Source organism: Aquimarina intermedia, from assembly GCF_008124785.1.
GTDB classification, from domain to species: Bacteria; Bacteroidota; Bacteroidia; order Flavobacteriales; family Flavobacteriaceae; genus Aquimarina; species Aquimarina intermedia.
Window position 1 is genome coordinate 79,599 of sequence record NZ_VNHU01000010.1, and the last position, 24,375, is coordinate 103,973.

The 24,375-nt window shown below is 35.9% G+C and carries 20 protein-coding genes and 1 tRNA gene; 5 read left to right on the forward strand and 16 right to left on the reverse strand.

The window, feature by feature from the left end; genetic code table 11:
- Positions 1-68 precede the first annotated feature (68 nt).
- From BD809_RS13560 to BD809_RS13595, 8 genes are all read right to left on the reverse strand, one after another.
- Positions 69-482, reverse strand: a complete 414-nt coding sequence (locus tag BD809_RS13560; RefSeq protein WP_148783525.1) for a GNAT family N-acetyltransferase — start codon at positions 480-482, stop codon at positions 69-71.
- 142 nt (positions 483-624) lie between these two features.
- Complete coding sequence (locus BD809_RS13565; RefSeq protein ID WP_148783526.1) at positions 625-1,287, reverse strand: 8-oxoguanine DNA glycosylase OGG fold protein; 663 nt, start codon at positions 1,285-1,287, stop codon at positions 625-627.
- A gap of 512 nt (positions 1,288-1,799) precedes the next feature.
- Positions 1,800-2,741, reverse strand: a complete 942-nt coding sequence (locus BD809_RS13570; protein ID WP_148783527.1) for an HTH domain-containing protein — start codon at positions 2,739-2,741, stop codon at positions 1,800-1,802.
- 636 nt (positions 2,742-3,377) lie between these two features.
- On the reverse strand, positions 3,378-6,557 hold the full coding sequence (locus BD809_RS13575; protein WP_148783528.1) for a type I restriction endonuclease subunit R: 3,180 nt from the start codon (positions 6,555-6,557) through the stop codon (positions 3,378-3,380).
- Positions 6,557-8,011: an ATP-binding protein gene (locus BD809_RS13580; RefSeq protein WP_148783529.1), complete on the reverse strand. Its 1,455-nt coding sequence runs from the start codon at positions 8,009-8,011 to the stop codon at positions 6,557-6,559. The genes BD809_RS13575 and BD809_RS13580 overlap by 1 nt, the downstream gene beginning before the upstream one ends.
- Positions 8,012-8,129: 118 nt before the next feature.
- Positions 8,130-9,332 carry a restriction endonuclease subunit S gene (locus BD809_RS13585; protein ID WP_148783530.1) on the reverse strand — a complete coding sequence of 401 codons (1,203 nt, stop codon included), beginning with the start codon at positions 9,330-9,332 and terminating at the stop codon, positions 8,130-8,132.
- Positions 9,329-10,837 (reverse strand): class I SAM-dependent DNA methyltransferase, encoded by a 1,509-nt coding sequence (locus BD809_RS13590; protein WP_148783531.1) that lies wholly within the window; start codon positions 10,835-10,837, stop codon positions 9,329-9,331. Before BD809_RS13590 ends, BD809_RS13585 begins: the two co-directional genes overlap by 4 nt.
- Entirely contained in the window at positions 10,838-11,002 is a 165-nt protein-coding gene (locus BD809_RS13595; protein ID WP_246131540.1) for a helix-turn-helix domain-containing protein, read from the reverse strand.
- 793 nt (positions 11,003-11,795) lie between these two features.
- Between BD809_RS13595 and BD809_RS13600 the strand changes: the two genes are divergently transcribed.
- The gene (locus BD809_RS13600) at positions 11,796-12,122 is read left to right on the forward strand and encodes a hypothetical protein (RefSeq protein WP_148783532.1); all 327 of its coding nucleotides are present in this window, start codon (positions 11,796-11,798) and stop codon (positions 12,120-12,122) included.
- Positions 12,123-12,149: 27 nt separating this feature from the next.
- Here BD809_RS13600 and kynU read toward each other — a convergent pair whose 3' ends face one another.
- On the reverse strand, positions 12,150-13,430 hold the full coding sequence (gene kynU / locus BD809_RS13605; protein WP_148783533.1) for a kynureninase: 1,281 nt from the start codon (positions 13,428-13,430) through the stop codon (positions 12,150-12,152).
- 98 nt (positions 13,431-13,528) lie between these two features.
- Here kynU and BD809_RS13610 point away from each other — a divergent pair, with 98 nt between their 5' ends.
- Positions 13,529-14,170, forward strand: a complete 642-nt coding sequence (locus BD809_RS13610; protein WP_148783534.1) for an O-methyltransferase — start codon at positions 13,529-13,531, stop codon at positions 14,168-14,170.
- 64 nt (positions 14,171-14,234) lie between these two features.
- On the opposite strand, the gene BD809_RS13615 is transcribed toward BD809_RS13610, so the two are convergent.
- The 6 genes from BD809_RS13615 to BD809_RS13640 all read right to left on the reverse strand — a co-directional run bounded on the left by BD809_RS13615 (position 14,235) and on the right by BD809_RS13640 (position 20,955).
- Complete coding sequence (locus BD809_RS13615) at positions 14,235-15,731, reverse strand: S8/S53 family peptidase (protein WP_148783535.1); 1,497 nt, start codon at positions 15,729-15,731, stop codon at positions 14,235-14,237.
- A 294-nt stretch (positions 15,732-16,025) separates the two neighbouring features.
- Positions 16,026-16,319: a Sec-independent protein translocase subunit TatA/TatB gene (locus tag BD809_RS13620; protein WP_148783536.1), complete on the reverse strand. Its 294-nt coding sequence runs from the start codon at positions 16,317-16,319 to the stop codon at positions 16,026-16,028.
- An 87-nt stretch (positions 16,320-16,406) separates the two neighbouring features.
- A complete protein-coding gene (locus BD809_RS13625; protein ID WP_148783537.1) occupies positions 16,407-18,719 on the reverse strand; it encodes a M1 family metallopeptidase in 2,313 nt (770 codons plus the stop codon).
- A 61-nt stretch (positions 18,720-18,780) separates the two neighbouring features.
- The gene (locus tag BD809_RS13630; RefSeq protein WP_148783538.1) at positions 18,781-19,281 is read right to left on the reverse strand and encodes a DUF6702 family protein; all 501 of its coding nucleotides are present in this window, start codon (positions 19,279-19,281) and stop codon (positions 18,781-18,783) included.
- 65 nt (positions 19,282-19,346) lie between these two features.
- Positions 19,347-20,096: a peptidase associated/transthyretin-like domain-containing protein gene (locus tag BD809_RS13635; protein ID WP_148783539.1), complete on the reverse strand. Its 750-nt coding sequence runs from the start codon at positions 20,094-20,096 to the stop codon at positions 19,347-19,349.
- A gap of 52 nt (positions 20,097-20,148) precedes the next feature.
- On the reverse strand, positions 20,149-20,955 hold the full coding sequence (locus tag BD809_RS13640; protein WP_148783540.1) for a carboxypeptidase-like regulatory domain-containing protein: 807 nt from the start codon (positions 20,953-20,955) through the stop codon (positions 20,149-20,151).
- A gap of 90 nt (positions 20,956-21,045) precedes the next feature.
- Here BD809_RS13640 and pepE point away from each other — a divergent pair, with 90 nt between their 5' ends.
- Positions 21,046-21,753 (forward strand): dipeptidase PepE, encoded by a 708-nt coding sequence (gene pepE / locus BD809_RS13645; RefSeq protein WP_148783541.1) that lies wholly within the window; start codon positions 21,046-21,048, stop codon positions 21,751-21,753.
- 5 nt (positions 21,754-21,758) lie between these two features.
- A complete protein-coding gene (locus BD809_RS13650; RefSeq protein ID WP_148783542.1) occupies positions 21,759-22,673 on the forward strand; it encodes a glutaminase in 915 nt (304 codons plus the stop codon).
- Between the two features lie 108 nt (positions 22,674-22,781).
- Here the strand turns inward: BD809_RS13650 and BD809_RS13655 are convergent.
- Positions 22,782-22,854: transfer RNA gene (locus tag BD809_RS13655), tRNA-Gly, on the reverse strand.
- A 283-nt stretch (positions 22,855-23,137) separates the two neighbouring features.
- On the opposite strand from BD809_RS13655, the gene BD809_RS13660 reads away from it, so the two are divergent.
- Positions 23,138-24,375: hypothetical protein (locus BD809_RS13660; RefSeq protein WP_211356723.1), on the forward strand; the 1,238-nt coding region annotated here is incomplete at its 3' end.

Here is a 24,375-nt window from a genome sequence, read left to right on the forward strand (position 1 = left end):
AATACTTCTAAAATCGTTCCTTGTGCTAAGTACAGTTTGCAGTAGTTAAAGAGGCACATCAAACTGTTTTACGCAACTATTTTTTCCATAATCACAAATTGAATTCCGCCTTTTTCATACCGTTTATCTGTCTCGTTTAGACCAAACTTACGATAATACCCGGCTTTATCCACGCGCGCATTACACCATATTTTTCGCGCACCCTCTTGTGCTGTCAATTCTATAATAAATTTTAATAATTGGGAGCCATACCCATTACCTTGATAGGCATGTAAGGTAGCAAACTTTCTAAATTGAATCTCCTTTTTTTCTTCGAACAGAGAGATGATAGAAATCAACTTTTCGTCGATAAACAAACCGAAATGTCTTCCTTCGTTGTCATTGGGTACTTTTACATAATCCAAAGGCTTATCTGGCCACATCACCTTATGACGAATAGGTAAAGTCCAGTGCGATGTAATTTCTTTGATGATATGGTTCATAGTAATTAATGGGGATTATTTGTTGTTGGTATTATTTACTACTACGATTTGTGGATAAAGCCTATAGCCAAAATTGGATATAATTAACACAGTGTAAGTTAATGAAAGTTTTAAATTGGATTTAGTACGAAAGGATTGCTATCTATGCTATCGTATCCGTTGTTCTTAGATTATTGCCGAATAGAAAAAGAAACTGCTCAATATTTTCTCCTTCTGTTTCAATTTTTCTTGCATTCTGATTCATAACCTGCAAGAAGTCCAAGTATTTTTTTTCTGCATTATGGTAATTCATAGAACGCAAAAACTGGAAGTTTACATACATTTGACTTTTGAAAACGTCTATCAGTCGTCGATCAAGTATTAAGCAGGGAATATTATTAATTTTTAAATTGAAAAAATAAAGTAGTTTGCTATATGTCGAAAGTCCTATCCCTGATACGTTTGTTAGCGTCTTAGTTAGTTCTTTAAAATCGCAAGTTTTTATTTGCTCAGTTTGTTTTAATTTTAAGAATGCACTTTCAATAAATTCAATATCACTTAGAATATTTACAAAATGGTTTCCTCGCATTCCTCTTGCATATCCCCAATAAATTGTTTTAATAATAACTGCTCTTGTCTCTTTTGTTTCGAAAATATCTTGTCTACTAATTGTCAACGTTTGATTATCTTCGAACAACTTATCATTCAATAGCTTCAGCCATCTCACTTCGTTTTCGGCTTTCTTCCAAGTATTTCGATTTGTTGTAAAACATTGTTGTCTGATTGGCAGACTTAAAATTAATTCTTTGTAATTTTCTATATTCATTAGTAGAGTTTATCCTAACAGGGTATGCAAATGATACCAACTACTTTATTGATTAGTTTATTTTTTCATCTGTCTTTTATGATGAAAGCATTTGACGGATGCACTGTAAGAAGCAGATTCTATAATTATTTCGTCTAAGTAATAAATAATACGCTCTCTTCAATACATCAGACTTAAAGTTTATATTCAGATAATAATTCTGGCGACATTTATGTCTCCATTCAAAAATCAAATGCTGAATTAACTTTCATGATTAGGTTAATCAATATGTTTATTAAAATCTAAATTTTTAATATAGGGAGGCTTTTCGATTTTCATGTTACAACGTGTTACAAATGACTATAAATGTAACACATTGTAACAGGTAATTCAAATTTATTAAGAAACTACCCAACAGCATTTTTATTTTTGGGTATATATTAGGTGAAAGTAGCTATTTGAATATGTATTATAAAGAAGCTATTGAATTTCTAAACTATGACTTAGAAAAAGGTTTTGCACAGGATATGTTGTCATGACACGTTTTTTATTAATTTAATTAAATCTTCATCATCAAAAACGCGATCATATAATTCTTTCCTGATTTCGTGACTCTTCAAGTCAGTTTCAATTCTCTTTATAAACTCTTTAAAATCAGAGTTCATTAGTACTAGTTTATTAAGGGTATCCCAATCTAAGATTTCTCTATATTCGGGTTGTAATAATACTTTTGAATTATTAGGGTTTACTATATCTAGATGAATTACTCCAATTCCGAACCCTCTTGATAGTCTTTTTAACTCCTGCATAAATTCTTCATCTTCAGATATCTCGGCTGCTACAAGATAACTTTCATTTGCCCAAGATGAATTTGAAACAGTTTGAAAGAATTTTTCTCTCAAAGTTGTAAGATTAAGCTCTTTTTTTAATTCAAAAGACTGAATTATAATTGACGTATTACCAATAGAGCTACTAAGTTTTAATACATTATCGTCCCATTCATCTATTGGGAATTCACAACCCACCATATCAGGATGTACCCATTCACCATATTTTTTCTTGTCCGATTTGGAATGACTAATAGTTTTTGTGTAAGATTTAAGCGAAAAGAAGGCAAAATGAGTTAAAAAACGATGTAGATCCTTTTCAGAGTACTTATGGTTAAGTTCATTCTTGCTAATTATTGCGGTCTCCTCTTCTGTTTTTCCTACCTCATATTCGCTAAAGTCAATGTCATAATTTTTATTGGAAAGGTAAAATCTTTTTGGTCTACTTCCCACTGTTTTAAATATATCATCTGGATTGTCGCGTGCTATAATGTGAAGCCTTGCACCTAATGTAGCACTAGGTGTCTTACCTTGGCTGTTCAATTTTCTATCAAACCCTTTATTAACTGCTATCTTCCATATTTCTGAGACAGTCAACGGAATTTCTGAATCTTTGAGTACTAATTTTGCTAGCTTAAGGAATGTCATTTCGAATTTAGGTTTTTTGGGTACTTAGTTAATATTCGTTAAGGGACATCGTTTACACAAGTTAAAGATTAGACAATAAACTAAAATAGTATCTAACCTTGTTGATTGTTGTTTATTTCTTAGATGTCTCTCATCAAAGAAACTTAAAAGTACATTTCTATAAAACACTTTCCAAATGCTGTTTCCTATATCTTCAATAGCTACTAATTTTCCTTGCAGTGTAGCAGATACTTATATCAATAATAAGACTTCCACCTGACAGATTCATTCTTAGTCATTTTAAGCACCTTAAAGTTAGAAGAAGTACTTAAAAAATTATCAAGAAAAATCCAATAAGCAAAGCGGGAGTGTATTTAGCCCATATCTCGATTTGAATGTCTTCTGAGGCCTGAAGCAAAAGCGTTTAGAGCAATTTGTATTGTAGTAGTTATAGTATATCCTTATAAAAACCAGCACTTAGACCCAGAATTTTATATCGACTTTATCTTTTTAATGGGCTTGTGCAACTGTTACCATTTTTAGCCACTGGCTTTATTCCGCAAACTTGCTAGTGTTGGCGTGAAAGCTCTTTTAAATTTGTGAGGCACGAGCAAACTTTAAATGTGCTTGAACTTGCGTTGACTAAATTCAGTCAATTTAATTCTCCGATGAGAACATATCTGCAAGTGCTTCTCCTTGTCTTAAAACACGGTCAGCTTCCAGTTTCGCTAAATCTGGTGGATAACCGTATCTCATTAGTATTTTCTTTACTGTCAATCTTAATTTTGCTCTTACATCATCACGCTTGCTCCAATCAACAGTTGCATTTTTTCTGATGACATCAACTATCGTATGAATCAATTCTTTCATCTTGTCATCATCTAAAAAGCTGGTTGAATTATTTTCTTTCAACACGCTATAAAAAGCATATTCTTCTGGTGTTAATCCTAAATCTTCTGATTTACTATCTTCCAATCGCATTTCTTTTGCGATTTCTGATAGTTCCGCTAGTACTTGGGCTGAATCTATTTGATTGTTGTGATAACGTTTTACTACAGATTCTAACATTTCAGAAAACTTTTTTCCTTGTGCAAGGTTCTTTGTTTTTCTAATTCTTACTTCATCACTCAATAGCTTTTTCAAAAGTTCAAAAGCGATGTTTTTTTGCTGCATGTTTTTAACTTCCAGTAAAAACTCATCGGATAATATACCCACGGAAGGCGCCTTAATTCCTGCTGCTTCAAACACATCTATCACACCATCACTAGACAAAGCATCATCTACAATTTGCTTAATAGCTGTTTCTACTTCATAATCGGATTTAATTCCAGTTCCTGTAAACTTATTCAATCTGGCTTTTACAGCTTGAAAAAATGCGACACCGTCTTTTAAAACTTCTGCTTCTGGACTAGGAATAGACATTGCGAATAACTTCGACAACAACGTCACTTCTTTTAAAAAGCGGTCTTTTAATTTTTGGTCTGCTAAAATGAAATTTTGAGCACCCAACAATACTTGTAGCTTTTGTGCTGTATCAACGTTGAAATATTCCTTAAAATCAAAACCATTAAACATTTGCTCTACGATTTCAAACTTTTCTTTCATTCCTGCAATCGCTTCTTTGATATCAACAACTGGTGAACCTTCGCCACCACTTTGTAAATAGGTTGCCATTGCTTTTCGCAAGTCTTGGCCAATTCCAATATAATCTACCACTAAACCGCCTGGTTTGTCTTTATACACTCTATTAACTCTTGCAATAGCTTGCATTAAATTTGCGCCTTGCATTTTTTTATCCACATAGAGTGTATGCATACTTGGTGCATCAAAACCGGTTAACCACATATCACGAACAATACCCAGTTTAAGTTCGTCATTAGGATCTTTCATTCTGGTAGCTAACTTTTTTCTTTGGTTTTTAGTGGTGTGATGCGGTTGAAAATGTTCAGGATCATCGGACGAACTCGTCATTATAACTTTTATCGACCCTTTGTCTAAATCGTCATTGTGCCAATCTGGTTTTAAGGCAATAATTTCATTGTAAAGTAGTACACAAATATTTCTTGTCATCCCTACAATCATAGCTTTCCCTTCAAATACGTTTTGACGGGCTTCAAAATGTGTAACAATATCTTTCGCCACATCTTTTAATCGGTCTGGATGACCAACCACAGCATCGATGGTAGCCGTTTTCTTTTTAGCTTTTTCTATTTGCTCTTCGGTAGCACCTTCAATATCGTTTATTTCTTCATCTAATTGTTTCGATGTTTGCTCGTCTAGTTTAATTTTAATTAATCGAGACTCGTAACTAATAGGAACGGTTGCACCATCATCAACGGCTTGTTTGATATCGTACACATCAATATAATCGCCAAAAACTTGAGGTGTAGATTTATCTTCTTTCTCAATAGGAGTTCCTGTAAATCCGATGTAAGAAGCATTTGGTAAAGCATCTCTTAAATACTTGGCATTTCCATATCTTATTTCTGAACCCTCTTCGGTTTCAACCACACGACCCGAAAAACCATATTGACTGCGGTGTGCTTCGTCTGCCACTACCACAATATTGGTTCGGTCTGATAAGGTTTCGTAAACATTGCCTTCTGCGGGTGCAAATTTTTGAATGGTGGTAAATATTACACCACCACCAGATACTTTTAATAATTCTTTTATGTGTTCTCTGCTCTCTGCCTGTACTGGTGTTTGTCTTAACAAACCCACACAGTTACCAAAAGTTCCGAAAAGCTGGTCGTCTAAATCGTTGCGGTCTGTTAGTATCACAAGCGTTGGGTTTTCCATTTGCGGATGCGTAATAATTTGTCCGCTATAAAAAACCATTGATAACGTTTTACCAGAACCTTGTGTATGCCAAACTACACCAACTTTTCTATCGCCATCTTTAGAGTTTGTTGCTCGTAAGGTTTGAGCAACTGCTTTTTGTACGGCATAATATTGATGATAAGCACCAACTTTTTTGATATTAACTTGAAATATGATTCCTGTTTTATCATCTTTCTTTTCTTCTTTTTCAAAAACTGTACAATAGCGTATAAGCTCTACTAATGTTTTTTTGTTGAGCATCCATTTTGTTAAATCTTGAAGTGGAGTTGTGCTGTAAACTGTTGTAGGTTCTGCAGCTATACTTATGATTTCTCTCTCTTCTGATAAAGAAATGTTTTGATCTAGTTCTGGTTTCTTCCATTCTAAATATCTAGAAAATGGTGCTGACACGCTAGAGGTAGCTGCCTCTATACCATCTGAAATCACACAAATAGCATTGTAATAAAAAATACTTGGTACTGCCTTTTTGTAATTTTGTATTTGGCTGTACGCTTTCCGTAAGGTTGCTTTTTCGTTTGTGGCACTTTTAAGCTCTATAAACACTAATGGTAAACCGTTTACATAGATAACAACATCAAAACGTTTTTCGCTGTTGTTTTCTTTAACTACTAATTGGTTGACTACCCAAAAGTTATTGTTCTCAGGATTTTTAACATCAAGTAGTTTTACGTTAATACCTTTGGTTATGCCTTCTTTTGTGTATTCTACGGTAACACCATTGGTAAGTAAGGTATGGAAACGCTCATTGTTTTCCATAATATCATCCGTGCCTAAATTGATTATTTTTTGATAGGCTTCTACACGAGCAGATTCTGGTAAAGATGGGTTTAGTTTTTTGAGTGACTCCTTAAACTGATTTTCTAATAACACTGAACTGAAATTTTCACGTTGCGGATTTTCACCAATAGGCGAAATGTCTGTTCCGTTATAGTAGGTATAGCCTTGATTGACTAATTGGTCTATTAATGAGATTTCTATGGTGTTTTCGTTAAGCATTAATTCCAGTTATTAGATTTTAGTTCTATGGTATTTACACCTATATTATAAGCATAAACTGCTGCAGGCACAAAAGTAATATCGACATCATCTACTGTTTTATTATCCATCATATCTATGGTAGTTACAAGGGTTGCTGTAAAATTATTTTCTTTACAGAAATGACGTAAACTTTTTAACTCTTGCGGTTTATCTACAAAACGGTTACTCCATTTTATTTCTACACACCATTGTGGTTTAAAAAACTTATTATCTAGTAATACGATGTCAACTTCGCCCTCTTTACGTCCCATTTTCCAGCGTGCATATTTTAAATCTAGATGCTCTCTATGCATCCACTGCGAAAAAATAGCCGTTTCTATCATATTACCTGTTTCCTTATCAGTCTCAATAATTGGTGAAAACAAGGCGGTACGTAAAGATGAATTGGTTAAATAGACTTTAAAACTCGTAATGCGTTTTAGTTTTTTTGCGGTTTCATTTACTTTATGAATGACTTTTATTAAAAATGCTGCTTCTAGATATTCTAGATATTTTTTCAGTAAATCTTTTGTAATCCCGCTATCTTTTGCAAGACGTTCATACGAAAACTCATTACCAGAATTATAGGCTATATAGGTAAAAAAACTGTTGAGCTCTTGTACATCTTTAATACCGTATAAGCTAGGTAAATCTCGCAGTAATACTTTATCTACAATATCACTTTTTACATAGCGTCCCATATCACTTTGAATATGTTCTGATAGTACTACCTCTGGATAACCCCCATAATTTAAATAATGAAAAAACGCCTTGTTAAGCTCTTTTATATTATGTGTGGTGTGAAAAGGAATGTCTTGCCGGTTATACCGTATGGTTTTTTGTTGTACCAGGTCTTGCAAACCTTTAAGGTGTATATACTCGTGAAAAGTAAGCGGTGGCAACATAAAATCTGTAAACCTACCTGCGCCACTTTCTGTGCTTTGTAAACGCAGGGCAGCAGCAGCAGAACCCGAAACTACAAACTTGGTTTTAGGGTAGCTATCTACCAGTACTTTAAGGTGGCGCTCCCAATCTTTTAAATATTGTATTTCATCAAAAAATACAAAACAACCCTCTAAATGGTCTAACTGCACGGCTTTTTGTGCTAGTAATAATACTTCTTCTAGCCCAAGGTGCATATAAATAGGATTATCTATACCTATAAAAAACACATTTTTACGAGGCACACCTTCTTCTAGCAAGGCATGTATGCTATGATACATTAGTACAGTTTTACCCACACGACGCGGTCCCATAAGTACTACCGCTCGTTTTATATTGGTTTCTTTTACAAAGGGGTAGAACAAATCAAAATACAAGCGGCGCGACATATTTTGATATGCCTCTTGTACAGCACCTGTAACCCACCAAGGGTTTTCGTAACGTAAACGCTCTATACGTTTTGATGTAGGAATAACAGTATCAAAAGCCATAATATTTCTTATTTATAACACTAATGTAATAATAAGTATTTTTAAATAAGCTTATTTTTACATTTTTCATCTATTTAAGTGTTTTACTATGTTTCAAAACACTTATTTATACCACCAATTACTCTTTAAACTCATTTACCCTAATTTGCCCACTCATTAATTTGGGTAATAAGGTGTCTCTGGTTTGTTTTAGGGTTTGTATTTGATTATGGTTGATATTTTTTTTCGCAACCATCGGATAAACAAGAGAGTTAAATTTGTTCAAATCATTTTTGTTAGGTAAAACCAAGTTAATGTTGAATATGTCTTGAGGATTTACCCTTTGATGACTACTACTTGTTCCTTTAATATTTTGAGATAACTCTACTGTAAATTTTTTAGAATTAAGAAAGCAATGAACTAGTACAAATACTTCATAAAACTTTGGTTTGACAACTTGAAATTCTGTTGAACAAATATGATTATCTTCAGAATTAAAAACAGTCCAAATTCTTGGTGTGAATGGATTAAGTTTCGATATCAAAAAAGAATTATCAACGACTTTATATTTATTGCTTTTTATTGTAACTCCTTTTTCTATTTCAGGTACTAAACCATTGTCATAAGCAGGTAAACTATAATGTAAATAATCCTTTTCTGGGTGATTGAATGGTTTCATGTTGTTTTTTATGTGGTCGGCAATCTTTTCCAATTTTTCGAAAGTCCACCCATCAGGCAACTCATCACCAACTTGGTATTTGCCAAACCACGCTTTAAAAATAGTTTGTGCGGTTTCTTCTAGGGTTTTGTTTTGGGCTTGTAGGTTTTCTATTTTATCATCAAAAGCAGTAAGGATGTTAGCTATGGCTTTTTGTTCTTTTATATCTTTTGGATATTTAAATTCGGTCGTTTTAAATGCTCCGTGATTTAAATCCTTTTGAACTGAACCAGCAGCAACTTTTTGGACATAATTGTAAACACGTCCATCTTTTAAATACCAGTATAAATAACTCCAATGTAATTTTTCATTTGGTATAACTTTGAAACTATTGTTATGTAAAATCCCAAACTTGTTTTTAAAAACTTCGCCAACTTGTCCTGTTCTTGTGAAAATGACATCATTTTTATGAATAATACTTTGCTTTGGAACTAACTTTGGATTAGCATATTGGTCAATTGTATTATTTAACAAATTGTTGATTTTTAATAAAGGAATACCATTCTCTTTATCTGAAAGAACGTAGTTTGTCTTTGCATTAATAGCAACGCCTTGAGCAAGTTCTACTAACTCGCCAATTGTGGTTTGTAACCATCCGTTTGGTATATCATTTAACTCACTCATAAACTCATACCAATTTTAGCCAGTTGTACTGCAATTTCTTGGTTGAGCTCTTGCTCTTTATCCATTTGCTCTTTTAACGTAGCTGTAAGTGAAGCCATTTTATCCTCAAATGGGATACCATCATCTTCTTCGTCTGGTATGCCAACATAGCGTCCTGGTGTTAGCACGTAACCGTGTTTTTGAATGGCTTCTATTGTTGCAGATTTACAAAAGCCTTTTAAGTCTTGGTAGTTTTCGCTTTTTCTCCAGTTGAGATAGGTGTCTCGTATTTTGGCAATGTCTTCTTCTGTAAAATCTCTATGCACACGAGATTTCATATAACCCATTTCAGAAGCATCAATAAATAGCACATCTTTGCTATGGTTGCTTTTTTCTCTTCGCAAAAACCAAATACAGGCTGGAATGCCCGTGTTATAAAACAGTTGTTTTGGTAAGGCAACGATACATTCTACTAAATCGGCATCTACCAAATTTTTACGAATTTCACCTTCACCAGAGGTATTGGAACTCAAAGAACCGTTAGATAACACCGTTGCCATAACCCCACGTGGTGATAAGTGGTATAGCATATGTTGCATCCAACCGTAATTGGCATTTCCGTTGGGTGGTGTCCCGTATTTCCAACGGGCATCATCAGCTAAAATATCTATGCCCCAATCTTTTTGGTTAAAAGGTGGGTTGGCCAAAATAAAATCGGCTTTTAAATCAGGGTGTGCATCCTTTAAAAACGTACCCTCGTTGTTCCATACTACAAACTTGCTATTAATATTGCGTATGGCAAGATTCATTTTAGATAGTTTCCAAGTAGTATGGTTGCTTTCTTGTCCGTAAACCGTAATGTCTTTAATGTTTCCACTGTGTTCTGTTACAAATTTTTCACTCATAACAAACATTCCACCAGAACCACACGCTGGGTCGTAAACACGACCTTTGTAGGGCTCTATCATTTCAACCATTAGTTTAACAATGGCTTTTGGTGTGTAGAATTGTCCGCCTTTTTTGCCCTCTGCATTGGCAAATTCACCTAAAAAATATTCGTAAACTCTACCAAAAAGGTCTTTAGAGTTTTCGTTTTCCGCTTGTAATTCTGTGTTAGAAATTAAGTCAATGAGTTCACCCAATGATGTTTTGTCCAAATTGGCTTTTCCATAAACCTGTGGAAGTACATTTTTAAGGTCAGGGTTTTCTTTTTCTACTGCTTCCATTGCTTCATCAATGGTTTGTCCAATAGATGGTAATTTGGCTTGTGCGTGTATGTGGCTCCAACGAGCTAGTTTAGGAACGAAAAAAGTGTTTTCAGCAATGTATTCGTCTCTATCTTCTGGTTCAGACCATTCGTCCTCTTCCAGTTTATTATAGAGTTCTGTAAATGATTCAAAAATGTATTTTAAGAAAATCAAGCCCAAAACTACGTGCTTGTATTCGGCAGCATCTATATTTTTACGAAGTTTGTCTGCTGCTTTAAAGAGTTTTTGTTCAAAACTGCTATTGTCTGTTTTTGCCATTTATTTTTTTTCTTTGTTTGATATTATCAATTCTTTTATATCTACGTCTAAAATGTTCGCAATCTCCATCAACGTTTCCAGTCTCGGTTGTTGTCGGTTTTGAGCATATGCGTTGACCATGTTGTAACTCTTCCCGAATTTTTCAGCCAACCAAGTCTGCTTAATTCCTTTCTCTTAGTGTACTTTCTTTATTCGGTTCATGTCCGTCTAAAATTTTTTAGCCAAAATAATATTAATTGCCTAATCATCTCCTTTTTCAATATAAAAAGCGTTTGAATAATTATCTTCCTCCGAGCGCGGAGAGATTTTACTCTTTTGGTTTTTCATAGTTGGCTTAAGTTTATGAAAAACCAAATGCGTTGTTTGTGCGGTTGGTTTTTCATAGCTTGTTGCAAACAATTACACAAACGACCTATGTCCCTTGTATTTCTGATATAACTATTAAAAGGCAACTAAAAAAGTTACTCAAGCGGGGTAGTAATTTAGTTTTAAGATCACTAAGCTACATAAAATTTATAACTTCCTCCTACAATATCACTTCTTCCCACCCTATCTTACAACTTCGGTAGACATCTATAAATTGTTATACCTCAACCTGACATTGCTGCACCTCAAGACAATATTGTTATACTCAAAGATGATATTGTTACACCTCAACCTGAAATTGCCACACCTCAAGATGATATTGTTACACCTCAACCTGACATTGCGGCAGGTCAAGATGATGTTTCCGCACCCAAAGATGACATTGCAGCAGGTTACGATGCTATTTCCGTAGCTTAAAGCGTTATTTCCGTACCCAAAGACACCATTTCCGCATTTCAAGTTCATATTTCTGCGGTTTACGGCTATCATCATAGTTCATAGAACTATGTATTTCAGCTACTTGCGGCTGATATATATCATTGTTTAGGCGCTATCGTCAGTCTATCTTTAATTCTTATAAAACCATCATACCATGAATACTACCGCAAAAAAAGGCACGAATAAAAGAATTTACTGGACCTTCATTATGTTGGCAATTATTATCGGCGCAACGTTTTACGGTAACCTACAGGAACAGTTCAGCTTAGAATTTCTAGTATTCTTTTCGGGTGTTCCGTTTTTTTTATTCGTGATCGGTAGCTTTGGTTTGCTATGGCCAGTGATTAAGCCCATTGGTGACGAAATCTATATCAGCCATGCACTCATGATCGGAGCCCTTTTTATCATACTGTTCTTTCTTCATATCTGGGTGATATTACCACGTATATGTCCAGACTTTGGTGCCTGTTTGGGACTATAATTAAGCAGACTCTCCTTGATTTTGAAACTACGAAGTTGCTTCGATCCCTTTTTTGAGCAGTTGTCCAAAATTGTACATATCGACAAACGAACAGTAAAAAGGCGCCGGAGCTAATCGAATCACATTCGGTTCGCGCCAATCGGTCACCACCCCATTGTCCATCAAATAGGTAAACAACGATTTACCCGAACCGTGTAAGAATACCGACAATTGTGTCCCACGTTGCTTAGGATCAGACGGCGTTATTATCTCAAAGGAACCGGCTACTTGTGCATCGATGTCTTTTAATATAAATTCTAAGTATTGGACAATCAAGTCTCTTTTGGCAAATAACGGCTCCACCCCTACTTCTTCAAACAGCTGTAGCGAGGCCAAATACGGAGCTAATGCCAACACGGGTGCGTTACTTACCTGCCACGCATCTGCATTGGGCATGGGTTCAAATTCGGGCTTCATCAAGAAACGATCTTCCTTATTTGTTCCCCACCAACCCTCAAACCGCGGAATCTCCTTGGAGTTATGAAAACGTTCGTGGATGTAACATCCCGAGGCATTACCCGGTCCGCTATTCATATATTTGTAACTACACCAAGCGGCAAAATCGGCATCCCAATCGTGCAATTTTAATTCAATATTTCCGGCAGCATGCGCCAGATCCCACCCTACAAAAGCACCGATCTCATGTCCTGCTTTGGTGATCGTTTCCATATCAAAAACCTGTCCGGTGTAATAATTTACACCACCAATAAAAACCAACGCGCATGCATCCCCTGTCTCTTTGATCGTTCTTAAAATATCTTCGGTTCTAAAATTATGTTCTCCCTCTCGCTTCTTGATTTCGACAATGGCATCCTTAGGATCATAGCCGTGAAAACGTACTTGACTTTGTAATAAATACTGATCGCTGGGAAACGCTTTTTCCTCACATATAATTTTATACCGCTTAGCGGTAGGGCGATAAAAAGAAACCATCAACAGATGCAAGTTGATCGTCAGGGTGTTCATCACCGTAATTTCTGAAGGCTTCGCTCCCACGATTTTGGATAAGGGTTCGGCAAGACGCTCATGGTAATCCCACCACGGTTTATCAGCATAAAAATGACCCTCGACCGCCATCTGACTCCAGTCGGTCATAATTTCGTTCACGTATTCTTGAGCATTTTTGGGTTGTAATCCCAAAGAGTTTCCGGTGAAATAAATTACATCATTCCCCTTATGTTTCGGAAACAAAAAACGATCTCGATACGAACGCAACGGATCATTTTTGTCTAATTCTTCGGCAAACGCTTTGGTATTCTTAAACTGCATGCTTGTTTTTCAGTAAAAATATACAATTCTACATAAATCTAAAGCCAAAACCCTCTTAAGTATTGCGTTTATAATTAATTTTGGAAAAAAATAAACGCATGCATTTTATACCCGAAGCACTCGATGATTATGTCGTAAAGCATTCTGAAAAAGAACCTGAGTTACTGAAGCAATTAACGCGAGAAACCTATCAAAAAATCTTACAACCCCGGATGCTTAGCGGACATTACCAGGGGCGCGTATTGAGTATGCTGGCAAAAATTATCAATCCTGCTACAATTTTAGAAATCGGAACCTATACAGGTTATTCGGCGCTATGTCTGGCGGAAGGCATGAAGCAGGACGGACACTTACATACGATCGATACTAATGAAGAGTTAGTTGATTTTCAACGAAAATATTTTAATTTGTCCCCTTACGGAAAGCAAATAACGCAACACACCGGTGATGCAACAAAGATAATTCCGCAGCTGACTGAAACATTCGATTTGGTTTTTATTGATGCCGATAAGCCGAACTATCCCACTTATTTTGAATTGATTGTTGACAAACTAAATCCCGGGGGCATTATACTGTCTGACAATGTCCTCTGGAGCGGAAAAGTACTGGAAAAACTTGCAAAAGATGACTTCTCGACTGAAGCATTACTACGTTATAACACCTTACTGGCTACGGATGAAAGGGTAGAAACCGTGATTTTACCGATTCGCGACGGTTTGACAATAAGCCGAAAATTATAACCATAAAAAAAGAGAGGCAAGCCTCTCTTTTTTGAATTGATATGTATTTCAATTAGTAATTTCCCTATTGTACTGCTTTTAATACATCGATATTACCATATCCAAAATCGCCGTTACGATTAGGATAAAATTCTCCTGCTCTTTTTAGTTTATCCAACACCTGATCTCTTGTCATACTAGGATTGGTAGCCCATACAAGTGCAGCTGCTCCGGCTGTCATTGCCGTAGCCACCGATGACCCGCCTACATAACTGCGATCGCCACTGTTAAATCCTATGACCGGTACATTTTTACGTGATCCACTTGAACGTTCCATAACCATGGTGAAATCAATTTTATTACCATCATGGCAGATATCACATAATCTATATCCATTATCTTTAAGACCTGTCACCGCCACGGTTTCACTCATACTTGCCGGAAAGATAACACCATACCAGTTAGTAAACGTCGTGGATGTACCTCCTGCTGCGATGATCATCTTACCTTTACTATAAGCATAACGTACCGCGTCTTTTACATTACCAATGGACCAGGGATATCCTACTGACATTGAGATGATTTTTACATTACTTCTATTACCCAAAGCCTTAAGCGCATTACTTACCCCTTTTTTCTCATGGTAGTCATTTAAAACAACATCCTCTGTACCACGATAAGATACCAGATTAGCGTTGTATGCAACCCCTACCGGCATAAAATCATCATTACGAGGAGACGCTATAGCCGATGCCATCGAAGTACCGTGACCACATTTATCATTAGGTCCATCAGTTTTAGTCGACCAGAACCAAGGAGAATCAATAAAGGTTCCGAAACGTTCTACAGTTCTGCCGTTAGAAGCTCCGTCGTTAAAACCACTACCTAAGAGTGATTGATTAGACGAGATGCCCGTGTCAATTAATCCAACAGTAATACCGGCTCCTGTACTATAATTCCAAGCTTGTGAGATATTATGAATATCATAATTCCACGGTAACCATGCATTAGGTGTTATCACACGGTAGTCGGCAGCATTGATAGTTTCTCCATTTTGTGCACATCCTGAACCGGAGCGTTCCATTACAGGAGCTTCTTGTAAATATGAACCATATCCAATAGGTTCAAGATAGCGAATGTCATCTGCCTTTTGCAAAGCACTAATGGTTTTTAATTGTGTTACTTTAATATCTACAACGTTAAGAATTGCATCTTCATTCACCGTAGTGGATGATTTGGTTACACCCTCTTGTGCACCTACCAAAGCGTATATATTCTCTTTGATAGAATTAAGTCGTGGCGAACGCTGTTCGGTAAAGCTTTCGCCTTTGTCACCATAGCCAACGCTCAGTACTTCGTCTCCATGCATAACTGCACTCCAAAGTACTACAGAAGGAGCGGTAGTCCAATCTACATCTCCGGTTCGTTTAAGTTCGCCTTCAATAAAACGATTTACTTCTTCAATTGATAATAGTTTTTGCGTTTCCAGGTTTTCAGCTTCTACTTGTTCCACGATATCTTTGTCATTTGAACAGGAAGCGACCACCATTAATCCAATGATGGCCAGAGTAATTTTTTTCATTTGTAAGGGTTTAAGTTTGTGAATAGTTAATTGATTGTATCTAAAGAAATATCATTCAAAATGAGTATTCAATAAATTTTAATCTAAAGTATTAAATTATTATCAATTTTAAGTCCCCTAAATTACATTATAGATAATTATATAGTGTTTATTATGCAAGCATAACACCTTCAGCTCAATAATATTAAGGGAAGCAAGGGATTAAAAAAAATTGGAGAAATTTTAAACTTTAACAAATAGCATAGCTGTTACTTCATCGCAAGAACCTATATAGCAAATGATTATACTAGGAAATTAGAATTTTCTTTTGATCGGACCCGTTATCTCTTCGATATCTTTTTTAACCGAATCAATTTCTTTTTTAAAATTTGAAGTGACGGCATCTGTAGTATCCTTATTTAGACCCGTATCCTGTGCACTGCGCGTGATTTCAGATTTGATATCATTGGTCGCATCCTTGATTGTACGCATACCCTTCCCTAATCCTCTGGCTATTTCAGGAATTTTATCTGCTCCAAAAACCATCACCAAAATAAATGCTATAAAAGCAATCTCGGTCGCACTGATAAATAAAAAAGGTGTCATCATAGGCTACAAAGATACTAACAATTCTATGCAAGAAAAAAGCCAACTTTAAAAAGTTGGCTTTAGTTTATCTATTTTATGATTGGAGCACTATTCGCTCTTCATTTTGTTCTTGAACTGATCAAATTTGTTCATTTGCTTATCTTGAGGCCATGCATTATTGGACACATCAATATCAGCTGTTTCCATATTAGGATCTACCATAACTTGAGCTAGTTCCTTATCTGTTGCTAACGTTCTTTGTACTTCGTCATCATTCTTTCTCCAAATCTGAGCTGGATACGTGATCATTTCTGAAGTACCATCTTTGTATGTATATTTTACAATTAATGGCATTACCAATCCGCCTGGTTTTTCGAATGTGATTTCGTAAAAATACTTAGGCGTTTTCATTGACTTACGCTGCTCTGGTGTAAAGTTATCCATTAAATATGATTTTAATGTTTCAGAGTTTTCTGTCGTATTTCCTTTTTTCATATCTTCAGAAAAATCTTCGGCTCCTTCTTCAACCATATAAACTCTTGGTCCCAGGTCACTTTCAGTAATTCCTTTCTCCTTAACGAAAGCTTTCACTTTATCATTCATTACATTACTTACATAAAACTTCTTAACGGATTTTACACCGATATCAGTGTAATCGGTTGTATAAAACCAACCTCTCCAGAACCAGTCTAGATCTACGGCAGATGCATCTTCCATAGTTCTAAAGAAATCTTCGGGTGTTGGATGCTTAAACATCCAGCGTTGTGAGTAGGTTCTAAAAGCATAATCAAATAGCTCACGACCCATAACCGTCTCTCTCAAAATATTAAGTCCGGTAGCTGGTTTTGAATATGCGTTGGGTCCAAACTGATGTATATTGTTAGATTGCGTCATAATCGGAGACAAAAATGTTTGATCACCACTCATATACGGTACAATCTTATCTGCAGGACCTCTACGAGAAGGGTATTTTTCTAAAGGTGCTATCGCATCCGGATACCACTCACCAAAATCTTGCTCTGCTACATATTGCGCAAAAGTATTTAACCCTTCGTCCATCCATGTCCACTGACGCTCATCACTATTTACGATCATGGGGAAAAAGTTATGTCCAACCTCATGAATAATTACACTCATCATCCCATATTTTACACGGTCACTATACGTACCATCAGGATTAGGACGTCCGTAGTTCCAACAAATCATTGGATACTCCATTCCTTGATTTTTGGCATGTACCGATATAGCCTTGTGATATGGATAATCAAAGGTCATACGACTGTATGATTTTAAGGTACTTGCTACTGCTTTTGTAGACCAATCTTCCCATAATGGGTTTCCTTCTTTTGGATACATAGACACAGCCATAACATCTTTATCACCGATCTTAACAGCCATCATATCCCAAATAAATTTTCTTGAAGTAGCAAATCCAAAATCTCTAACGTTTTCTGCTTTTAACTTCCAGGTTTTCTTGTCTTTTGAAAATCCTGCTGATGCTTTGTCTGCTTCGTCTTGAGTAACTACAATCACCGGAGTGTCGTACGATTTTTTAGCTTTTTCAAAACGCTTCATCATTTCTTTGCTAAACACTTCATTGCGATTGGTCAGTTTACCGGTACCATCCAAAATATGATCTGCAGGTACAGTGATATTCACTTCAAAATTACCAAATGGTAACGCGAACTCTCCGCGTCCCCAAAATTGAGAATTTTGCCATCCTTCGACATCATTATAGACCGCCATACGAGGATAAAATTGTGCAATTACATAGGCACGGTTTCCGTCTTCAAACTCTTCATATCCCGATCTACCACGACCGTTCACGTGATCATTAATATTATACCACCAGTCAATAGAGAATACAAATTTTTCTCCCGGTTTAAGGTGCTTAGGCATCTCAACACGCATCATGGTTTGATTAATTGTATATGGTAACGGTTTACCGTTTGCATCTTTGACAGCCTCAATATTAAAACCTCCGTCAAAAGGTTCTTGCATATGAGTTCCTACAAATCGTTCTGGAGAATCAGCAATTCCAATAGGATTTTGCTGAATCAATGGTGTTTTTGAATCTTTTGCACGCATGTTTTGATCCAACTGTACCCAAAGAAATTCTAAATTATCCGGAGAGTTATTAGAATAAGTAATGGTTTCTTTACCTGATAACTTCTTGTTTGTGTCATCCAACTCGATATCCATTACGTAATCAGCTTGCTGCTGATAATAAGCCGACCCCGGAGCTCCCGAAGCAGTTCTATACATATTTGGAGTAGAAAACTCTTCATACATTTGTTTAAACTTATTCTGATTGGTATGTCCGGGTTGACGCGCTGTATTGTTAGTTTGCTGTTCTTGTGCCGACATCGTAAAAGTAACACCAAGAAACAACATCGAAAGTGCAATGTGTATTCTTTTCATTCTAGAAGTATTGATATAATTGATAAAAATGCAAAATAATTATTAAAAAAAATATTAGTATTTAATTACTAAAGTTTAACATACCTTTATAGTTTCCGTCTTCTAATACTATACTCTTACGGATTTCTTCTTTTTTGACATGAACAATATTTTGTTGTTCGACAAACTGATCCATGAGTAACTGATTGTCAACGGTGATTGTATTAAAATCCTTGACATTATTAATCTCAAGATAACACAACATCAAATCGTTATCAATCTCAAAGCCTAAAAATTTATAGTCTGCAATTTGATTGTCTATTTGAATACTGAGTTTCTTTTTAAAATATTTTGAAACCACCGGTGTAATAGTCGCTGCTTCTTTTTGAGTTATTATAAGTGACTCATCATACCTTGCCTGTAACACATCTTCAAGATCATCGATAAAAACTCTACTGATAATTTGTACATTCTGTTTGGAAGCTACATACTCTATTTGTGTCACACTTACATAAAATTTATGCGCTGTGATAAAGGAGGAACAAAGAACCAAAAGGACTAGTAATGCGCTTAATCTTTTCATACCTAGCAAATATTATAAAAAAGTACTGTTTTTACACTTGTAAATTTTATTATTTTTAATTTATTTCAAATATCCTTCCAAATTCTGTAGGGTTGAACTTTTTGTCTATAAAATTCGATCAATTTAAATCGGTCTTCGGTATCATTTAAAATTTTGAAGATGGGATCTTCTGCGCAATAGCGGATAAAGTCATACCTATAAAGTTCAGGAATAGCCAACTGTTTAGTAAAGAATTCTGTTCCCATTGTTTTTTCCGCTTTTTGCAGTGAAGCCTCAAATTTTTCTATTTGCTCTACACGACGCAGAAGTTTCAATTTTCCGTTGATCAAATTAATGGGCAGATCTAATATTCCTGATCTGGCTGTATAAATTTTACGTTCAATCGGTGTGGGTTGCTTTTTAAAAGATCGCTTCACACCCAGCATATCATCGGTTAGTGTCGGCTGTAAACGAATTTCGGTCAGATCTTCTGAAAGATATCCTGAAAACATGGAGCTACGAACGGTTACCGGATGCATTGACTGAACTGCAGGAATCAATTCAATTTTAGCAAACTTGTTCAATAAATCATTTTTTGTAACTACATATTCATACCGCTGATATTGAATAGATGAAAAAAGTATGGTGTCGCCAGTTTTAGCCTTTATAGTAAAATAACCATGCTCATCATTTGTCGTACCTGTTGACTGATTTAGGTTAATAATATTTACCGTGAACGCTGTTAGCGAATCTGCATGTATCTGCCCATGAAAATTCTCTGTTTGGCCATAGACTTGGCATGTTATAATGAATATGCAAAAAGTAATTGTTTTCATGGTATCAAAAAGACCATAAAATCCCTTACATGTTACAAGTAATCTTTTAGTATTATTGCTTTTGAACGTTGTACTGAAGTCGCTGTGTTCTTAAAAATTCGATCAAGTCCAATTCTTTCCCTTCTTTAAGATACGAATCATCAAGTCCGTTTTCTTTCGCGAAAGCGATAAAATCATTAATTTCATTTAACTCGAGATCAAACTCTTGTTTAAAAAATTCATCATTATACAAGTTTCGCAATCTATTCTCAGTAGCAAACGTTGACTTTTGCTCATCTTCATTTTGATCCCCGACTACCAATTTGAAAAGATTTACAAAATTAAGACCATTTTTCATCCTATTCTGCAGCATCACGTCGTTCTCAGGCGTAGTTAGCTGATCAGGCGTAAAATTATAGTCACTATCATTTATTCTACCCGAAGTTTCGTTTGCAACCTCGGCAATATTACCTTCATTTACAGGGATACGTTTTACATCGACATCTACATTACCCGCCAAATCGTAGGGTGAAACAACCACCTCGTCCAATTGATTGACAGCTTCATGAAGTACTATTTTTAAAGTTTTACGAGCAACAATACCTTTGTCAACAATCACGGTAAATTTTTGATACTGCATGGCAATGACATCAATTCTATCGTTTATACCGGCTGAAATCTGAAATTCTCCGTTTTCATTAGTGATCGTACCTTTATTCGTAGTGCGGTTGTAAATGGTTATACCTTCACTATTATCACCAATAGGAACATTGATTTCACCAGAAATAAGACTTCTGGTATCAATTTGAGCATTTACCACGCCTGAAAACCCAATGAATATTAAAAGTGTAATATAATATAGTATGTATAATCTTTTCATAATTGCTACCTGTGTTTGACATACAATTTCTATATTTTTCGTCGAATTTAGATATAACAAAACGTTAAACTACCTTTACTGAAAAAAAGAATGAAAAATTGCGTGATAGCAAGTACTTCTACGCTTCATGGAAGTACTTATTTGGAATATATAGAAAAAGAATTAATCGAACTTTATAAAAATGTGAATGAAGTTCTTTTTATACCCTATGCCAGACCCGGCGGAATCTCATTAGCGGCTTATACCGATTTAGCTAAAAAAGCCTTTGCCAAAATCGGAAAAAATATAACAGGAATTCATGAATACGATACGATAGAAAATGCCTTTAAGAAAACACAAGGTGTTTTTACAGGTGGTGGCAACACATTTTTGTTAGTTGACCAATTATATCGCAACAAGGTGATGGATGTGTTGCGAACTAAAATAGAAGAAGGCACTCCTTATCTTGGGACGAGTGCCGGAAGTAATATTTGTGGGTTGACCATGCAAACAACCAATGACATGCCGATAGTCTACCCTCCCAGTTTTAAAACCTTGGGCATTCTACCCTTCAATATAAATCCCCACTATTTGGATCCTGATCCAACATCAACACATAAAGGCGAAACCAGAGAGACAAGAATCAAAGAGTTTCACACCATTAACACCCCGCCTGTGATTGGCCTGCGAGAAGGCAGTTGGGTACGTGTCAAGGACAATGACATACTTCTCCAAGGAAAGCCAGATGCCAGAATTTTTGAAAAAAACAAAGCACCCTATGAAATGAGTGCCGGAACCTCTTTATCGAAACTATATTAAAGACTATGGATTATCAATCAATTTTAGACACAATAGAATCAGAAATAGAGAAAAGACCGGTTAGTGGTGTGGTTGCTTCTTACATTCCGGAACTAGCAAAAGTAGACCCAACCAAATTCGGAATGAACTTGTTTTGCATTAATTCCGGTCATTATAGTTTTGGAGCAAGCGATCAGCGATTTTCCATACAAAGTATTTCAAAAGTTTTTTCACTAACCATGGCGATGAACCTTTTGGGCGACGAACTTTTTGAACGCGTAGATGTCGAACCCTCGGGTGATCCCTTTAATTCTTTGGTGCAATTAGAGTATGAGCAAGGGATTCCGCGTAATCCATTTATTAACGCCGGAGCTCTTATTGTTGCTGATGTTTTGGTTTCTAAATTAAAAAATCCAAAAGAAGAATTCTTAAATTTTGTAAAAAAAATCACAGATTCACCTTCTATAAACGTTAACTATACAGTATATGAGTCAGAGCGTAAGAATAGTTACCGCAATGCCTCCTTATTGAATTTAATGAAATCTTTTGGAAACGTGTATAATGATATAGATACGATACTGGATTTTTATACTTTTCAATGTTCGGTTGAAATGTCCTGCAAAGAGCTGTCTCAAGCTTTTATGATTTACGCCAATGGCGGAAAAAAACTTGCGGATCAAACAAAAATCCTATCCCCGGAACGGGTTAAACGTGTTAACGCCATTATGCAAACTTGTGGGTTCTATGATGAAGCTGGTGAATTCAGTTTTAGAGTAGGTCTTCCGGGCAAAAGTGGTGTTGGCGGAGGCATTACCTCTGTGCATCCCGGGCAATATACCGTATCGGTCTGGAGCCCTCCTCTTAATCCAAAAGGTAATTCTGAATTGGGGATGTATGCGTTAGAACGCTTGACTACACTCACCGGATTTTCTATTTTTTAAAAAAAACCGAAGGTATTGTTCTTACGTATATAATAATAGAATTACTGAACTATGGAAACAAAAAACAGGAACCATAAAAAAAGCATCTTAGATTATAAGATGCTTTTGAGCGGGAGACCGGGTTCGAACCGGCGACATTCAGCTTGGAAGGCTGACGCTCTACCAACTGAGCTACTCCCGCAAGACGATGGCAAAAGTATACATTTTGCGGAAATATCAAAATATTTCTTCAAAAATTATCACTTGAAACTACTGCATTTACGGTTAAACCGTATAATTTCATCGATAAAATTTGCATTTAATCGAAAAAAAACATTATTTTTGATTACATAAGCAGTAATAATCAATTGGTTGACTATTTTTGCTGAAGAAACTTTAGTTTTCACTATCAATTACATATAGCAAGGATTAAAGAATCAACACACACAAATTTATTAAACTATTCATAAGAAATTTCTTACAATATGAAATTTAACACTACCCTTCTTTTACTTATCTTTTTGAATCTTACCGCGGCTGTGGCTCAGGTAAAAATTGGAGATAATCCAAATCAAATAGATGCTAATTCCTTGTTAGAACTAGAAAGTTCAAATAAAGTTTTGGTGCTGTCTCGAGTAAGTACTACTCAGATGAACGCAATTACTCCTTTAAACGGGGCGTTAGTTTATAATACGGATCAAGATTGCGTGTATCAATATACCGGTTCCACATGGGAATCTTTGTGTAGTATTATTGAAACCACAACCTTGTTGCTCGATAACAATGACGGTACATTTTCATATACGAATGAAGCTGGAACCACTGTAAATATTAATAAGGCTTTTCTTACTAATAATGGAGATGGTACTTTTACGTTTGATAATGGTAATGGAAGCCCAGTTAATTTTGTTGGCACTGATAGTCAAACCGCTGTTCAAGTAGCCTTTGATGATACAGCTTCCACCTTAGGAGCTACCGATGTACAGGGTGCCATAGATGCCTTGGCCGCTAGTAATGCTGCTGATGGTGACACAAACTCTACTAACGAAATTCAAAATATTAATCAAGTACTTACCGTAGACAACAATGCAGGGGGATTAGTAATCGATAATATCGGAGCACCAATTGATGGAAACGATGCCACTAACAAAACATATGTAGATACTGCAATCACTGCAGCTGCTGCTGATGGTTCTGAAACTATCGTTACTGCTGGAACTGACATCAGTGTAACAGGAACTGGTACTACTGCCAATCCATACATAGTAAACAGTACATTTACAGAAGTGGATGGAAGTACTACTAACGAAATTCAAAATTCAGCTCAGGTAAATCTTAGTACTCCTTTAGACGTTGACGGGGATACTGTAAACGAAACTACTGTGCAAGAAGCTATCGCTGATCTTTCAACTGCCGTAGCTGCCGATGGAGATACAGACGCAACTAATGAAATTCAGAACATTAATGAAGTACTTGCTGATGGAAATAATGCAGGGGGATTAGTAATCGATAATATCGGTGCTCCTATTGATGGAAACGATGCTGCTAATAAAAATTATGTAGATACTGCAATCACTGCTGCTGCTGCTGATGGTTCTGAAACTATCGTTACTGCTGGAACTGACATTAGTGTAACAGGAACTGGTACAACTGCCAATCCATACATAGTAAACAGTACGTTTACAGAAGTGGATGGAAGTACTTCTAATGAGATTCAGAACTT

Bases quoted from the DNA above. Each gene is read 5' to 3' on its own strand.
- BD809_RS13620 (WP_148783536.1), bottom strand. From the start codon at position 16,319: ATGATGACACCTTTTTTATTTATCAGTGCGACCGAGATTGCTTTTATA.
- BD809_RS13600 (WP_148783532.1), top strand. From the start codon at position 11,796: ATGAATACTACCGCAAAAAAAGGCACGAATAAAAGAATTTACTGGACC.
- BD809_RS13590 (WP_148783531.1), bottom strand. From the start codon at position 10,837: ATGGCAAAAACAGACAATAGCAGTTTTGAACAAAAACTCTTTAAAGCA.
- BD809_RS13640 (WP_148783540.1), bottom strand. From the start codon at position 20,955: ATGAAAAGATTATACATACTATATTATATTACACTTTTAATATTCATT.
- BD809_RS13575 (WP_148783528.1), bottom strand. From the start codon at position 6,557: ATGCTTAACGAAAACACCATAGAAATCTCATTAATAGACCAATTAGTC.
- BD809_RS13585 (WP_148783530.1), bottom strand. From the start codon at position 9,332: ATGAGTGAGTTAAATGATATACCAAACGGATGGTTACAAACCACAATT.
- BD809_RS13565 (WP_148783526.1), bottom strand. From the start codon at position 1,287: ATGAATATAGAAAATTACAAAGAATTAATTTTAAGTCTGCCAATCAGA.
- BD809_RS13630 (WP_148783538.1), bottom strand. From the start codon at position 19,281: ATGAAAAGATTAAGCGCATTACTAGTCCTTTTGGTTCTTTGTTCCTCC.
- BD809_RS13635 (WP_148783539.1), bottom strand. From the start codon at position 20,096: ATGAAAACAATTACTTTTTGCATATTCATTATAACATGCCAAGTCTAT.
- BD809_RS13615 (WP_148783535.1), bottom strand. From the start codon at position 15,731: ATGAAAAAAATTACTCTGGCCATCATTGGATTAATGGTGGTCGCTTCC.
- BD809_RS13580 (WP_148783529.1), bottom strand. From the start codon at position 8,011: ATGGCTTTTGATACTGTTATTCCTACATCAAAACGTATAGAGCGTTTA.
- BD809_RS13570 (WP_148783527.1), bottom strand. From the start codon at position 2,741: ATGACATTCCTTAAGCTAGCAAAATTAGTACTCAAAGATTCAGAAATT.
- BD809_RS13650 (WP_148783542.1), top strand. From the start codon at position 21,759: ATGGATTATCAATCAATTTTAGACACAATAGAATCAGAAATAGAGAAA.
- BD809_RS13625 (WP_148783537.1), bottom strand. From the start codon at position 18,719: ATGAAAAGAATACACATTGCACTTTCGATGTTGTTTCTTGGTGTTACT.
- pepE (WP_148783541.1), top strand. From the start codon at position 21,046: ATGAAAAATTGCGTGATAGCAAGTACTTCTACGCTTCATGGAAGTACT.
- kynU (WP_148783533.1), bottom strand. From the start codon at position 13,430: ATGCAGTTTAAGAATACCAAAGCGTTTGCCGAAGAATTAGACAAAAAT.
- BD809_RS13560 (WP_148783525.1), bottom strand. From the start codon at position 482: ATGAACCATATCATCAAAGAAATTACATCGCACTGGACTTTACCTATT.
- BD809_RS13610 (WP_148783534.1), top strand. From the start codon at position 13,529: ATGCATTTTATACCCGAAGCACTCGATGATTATGTCGTAAAGCATTCT.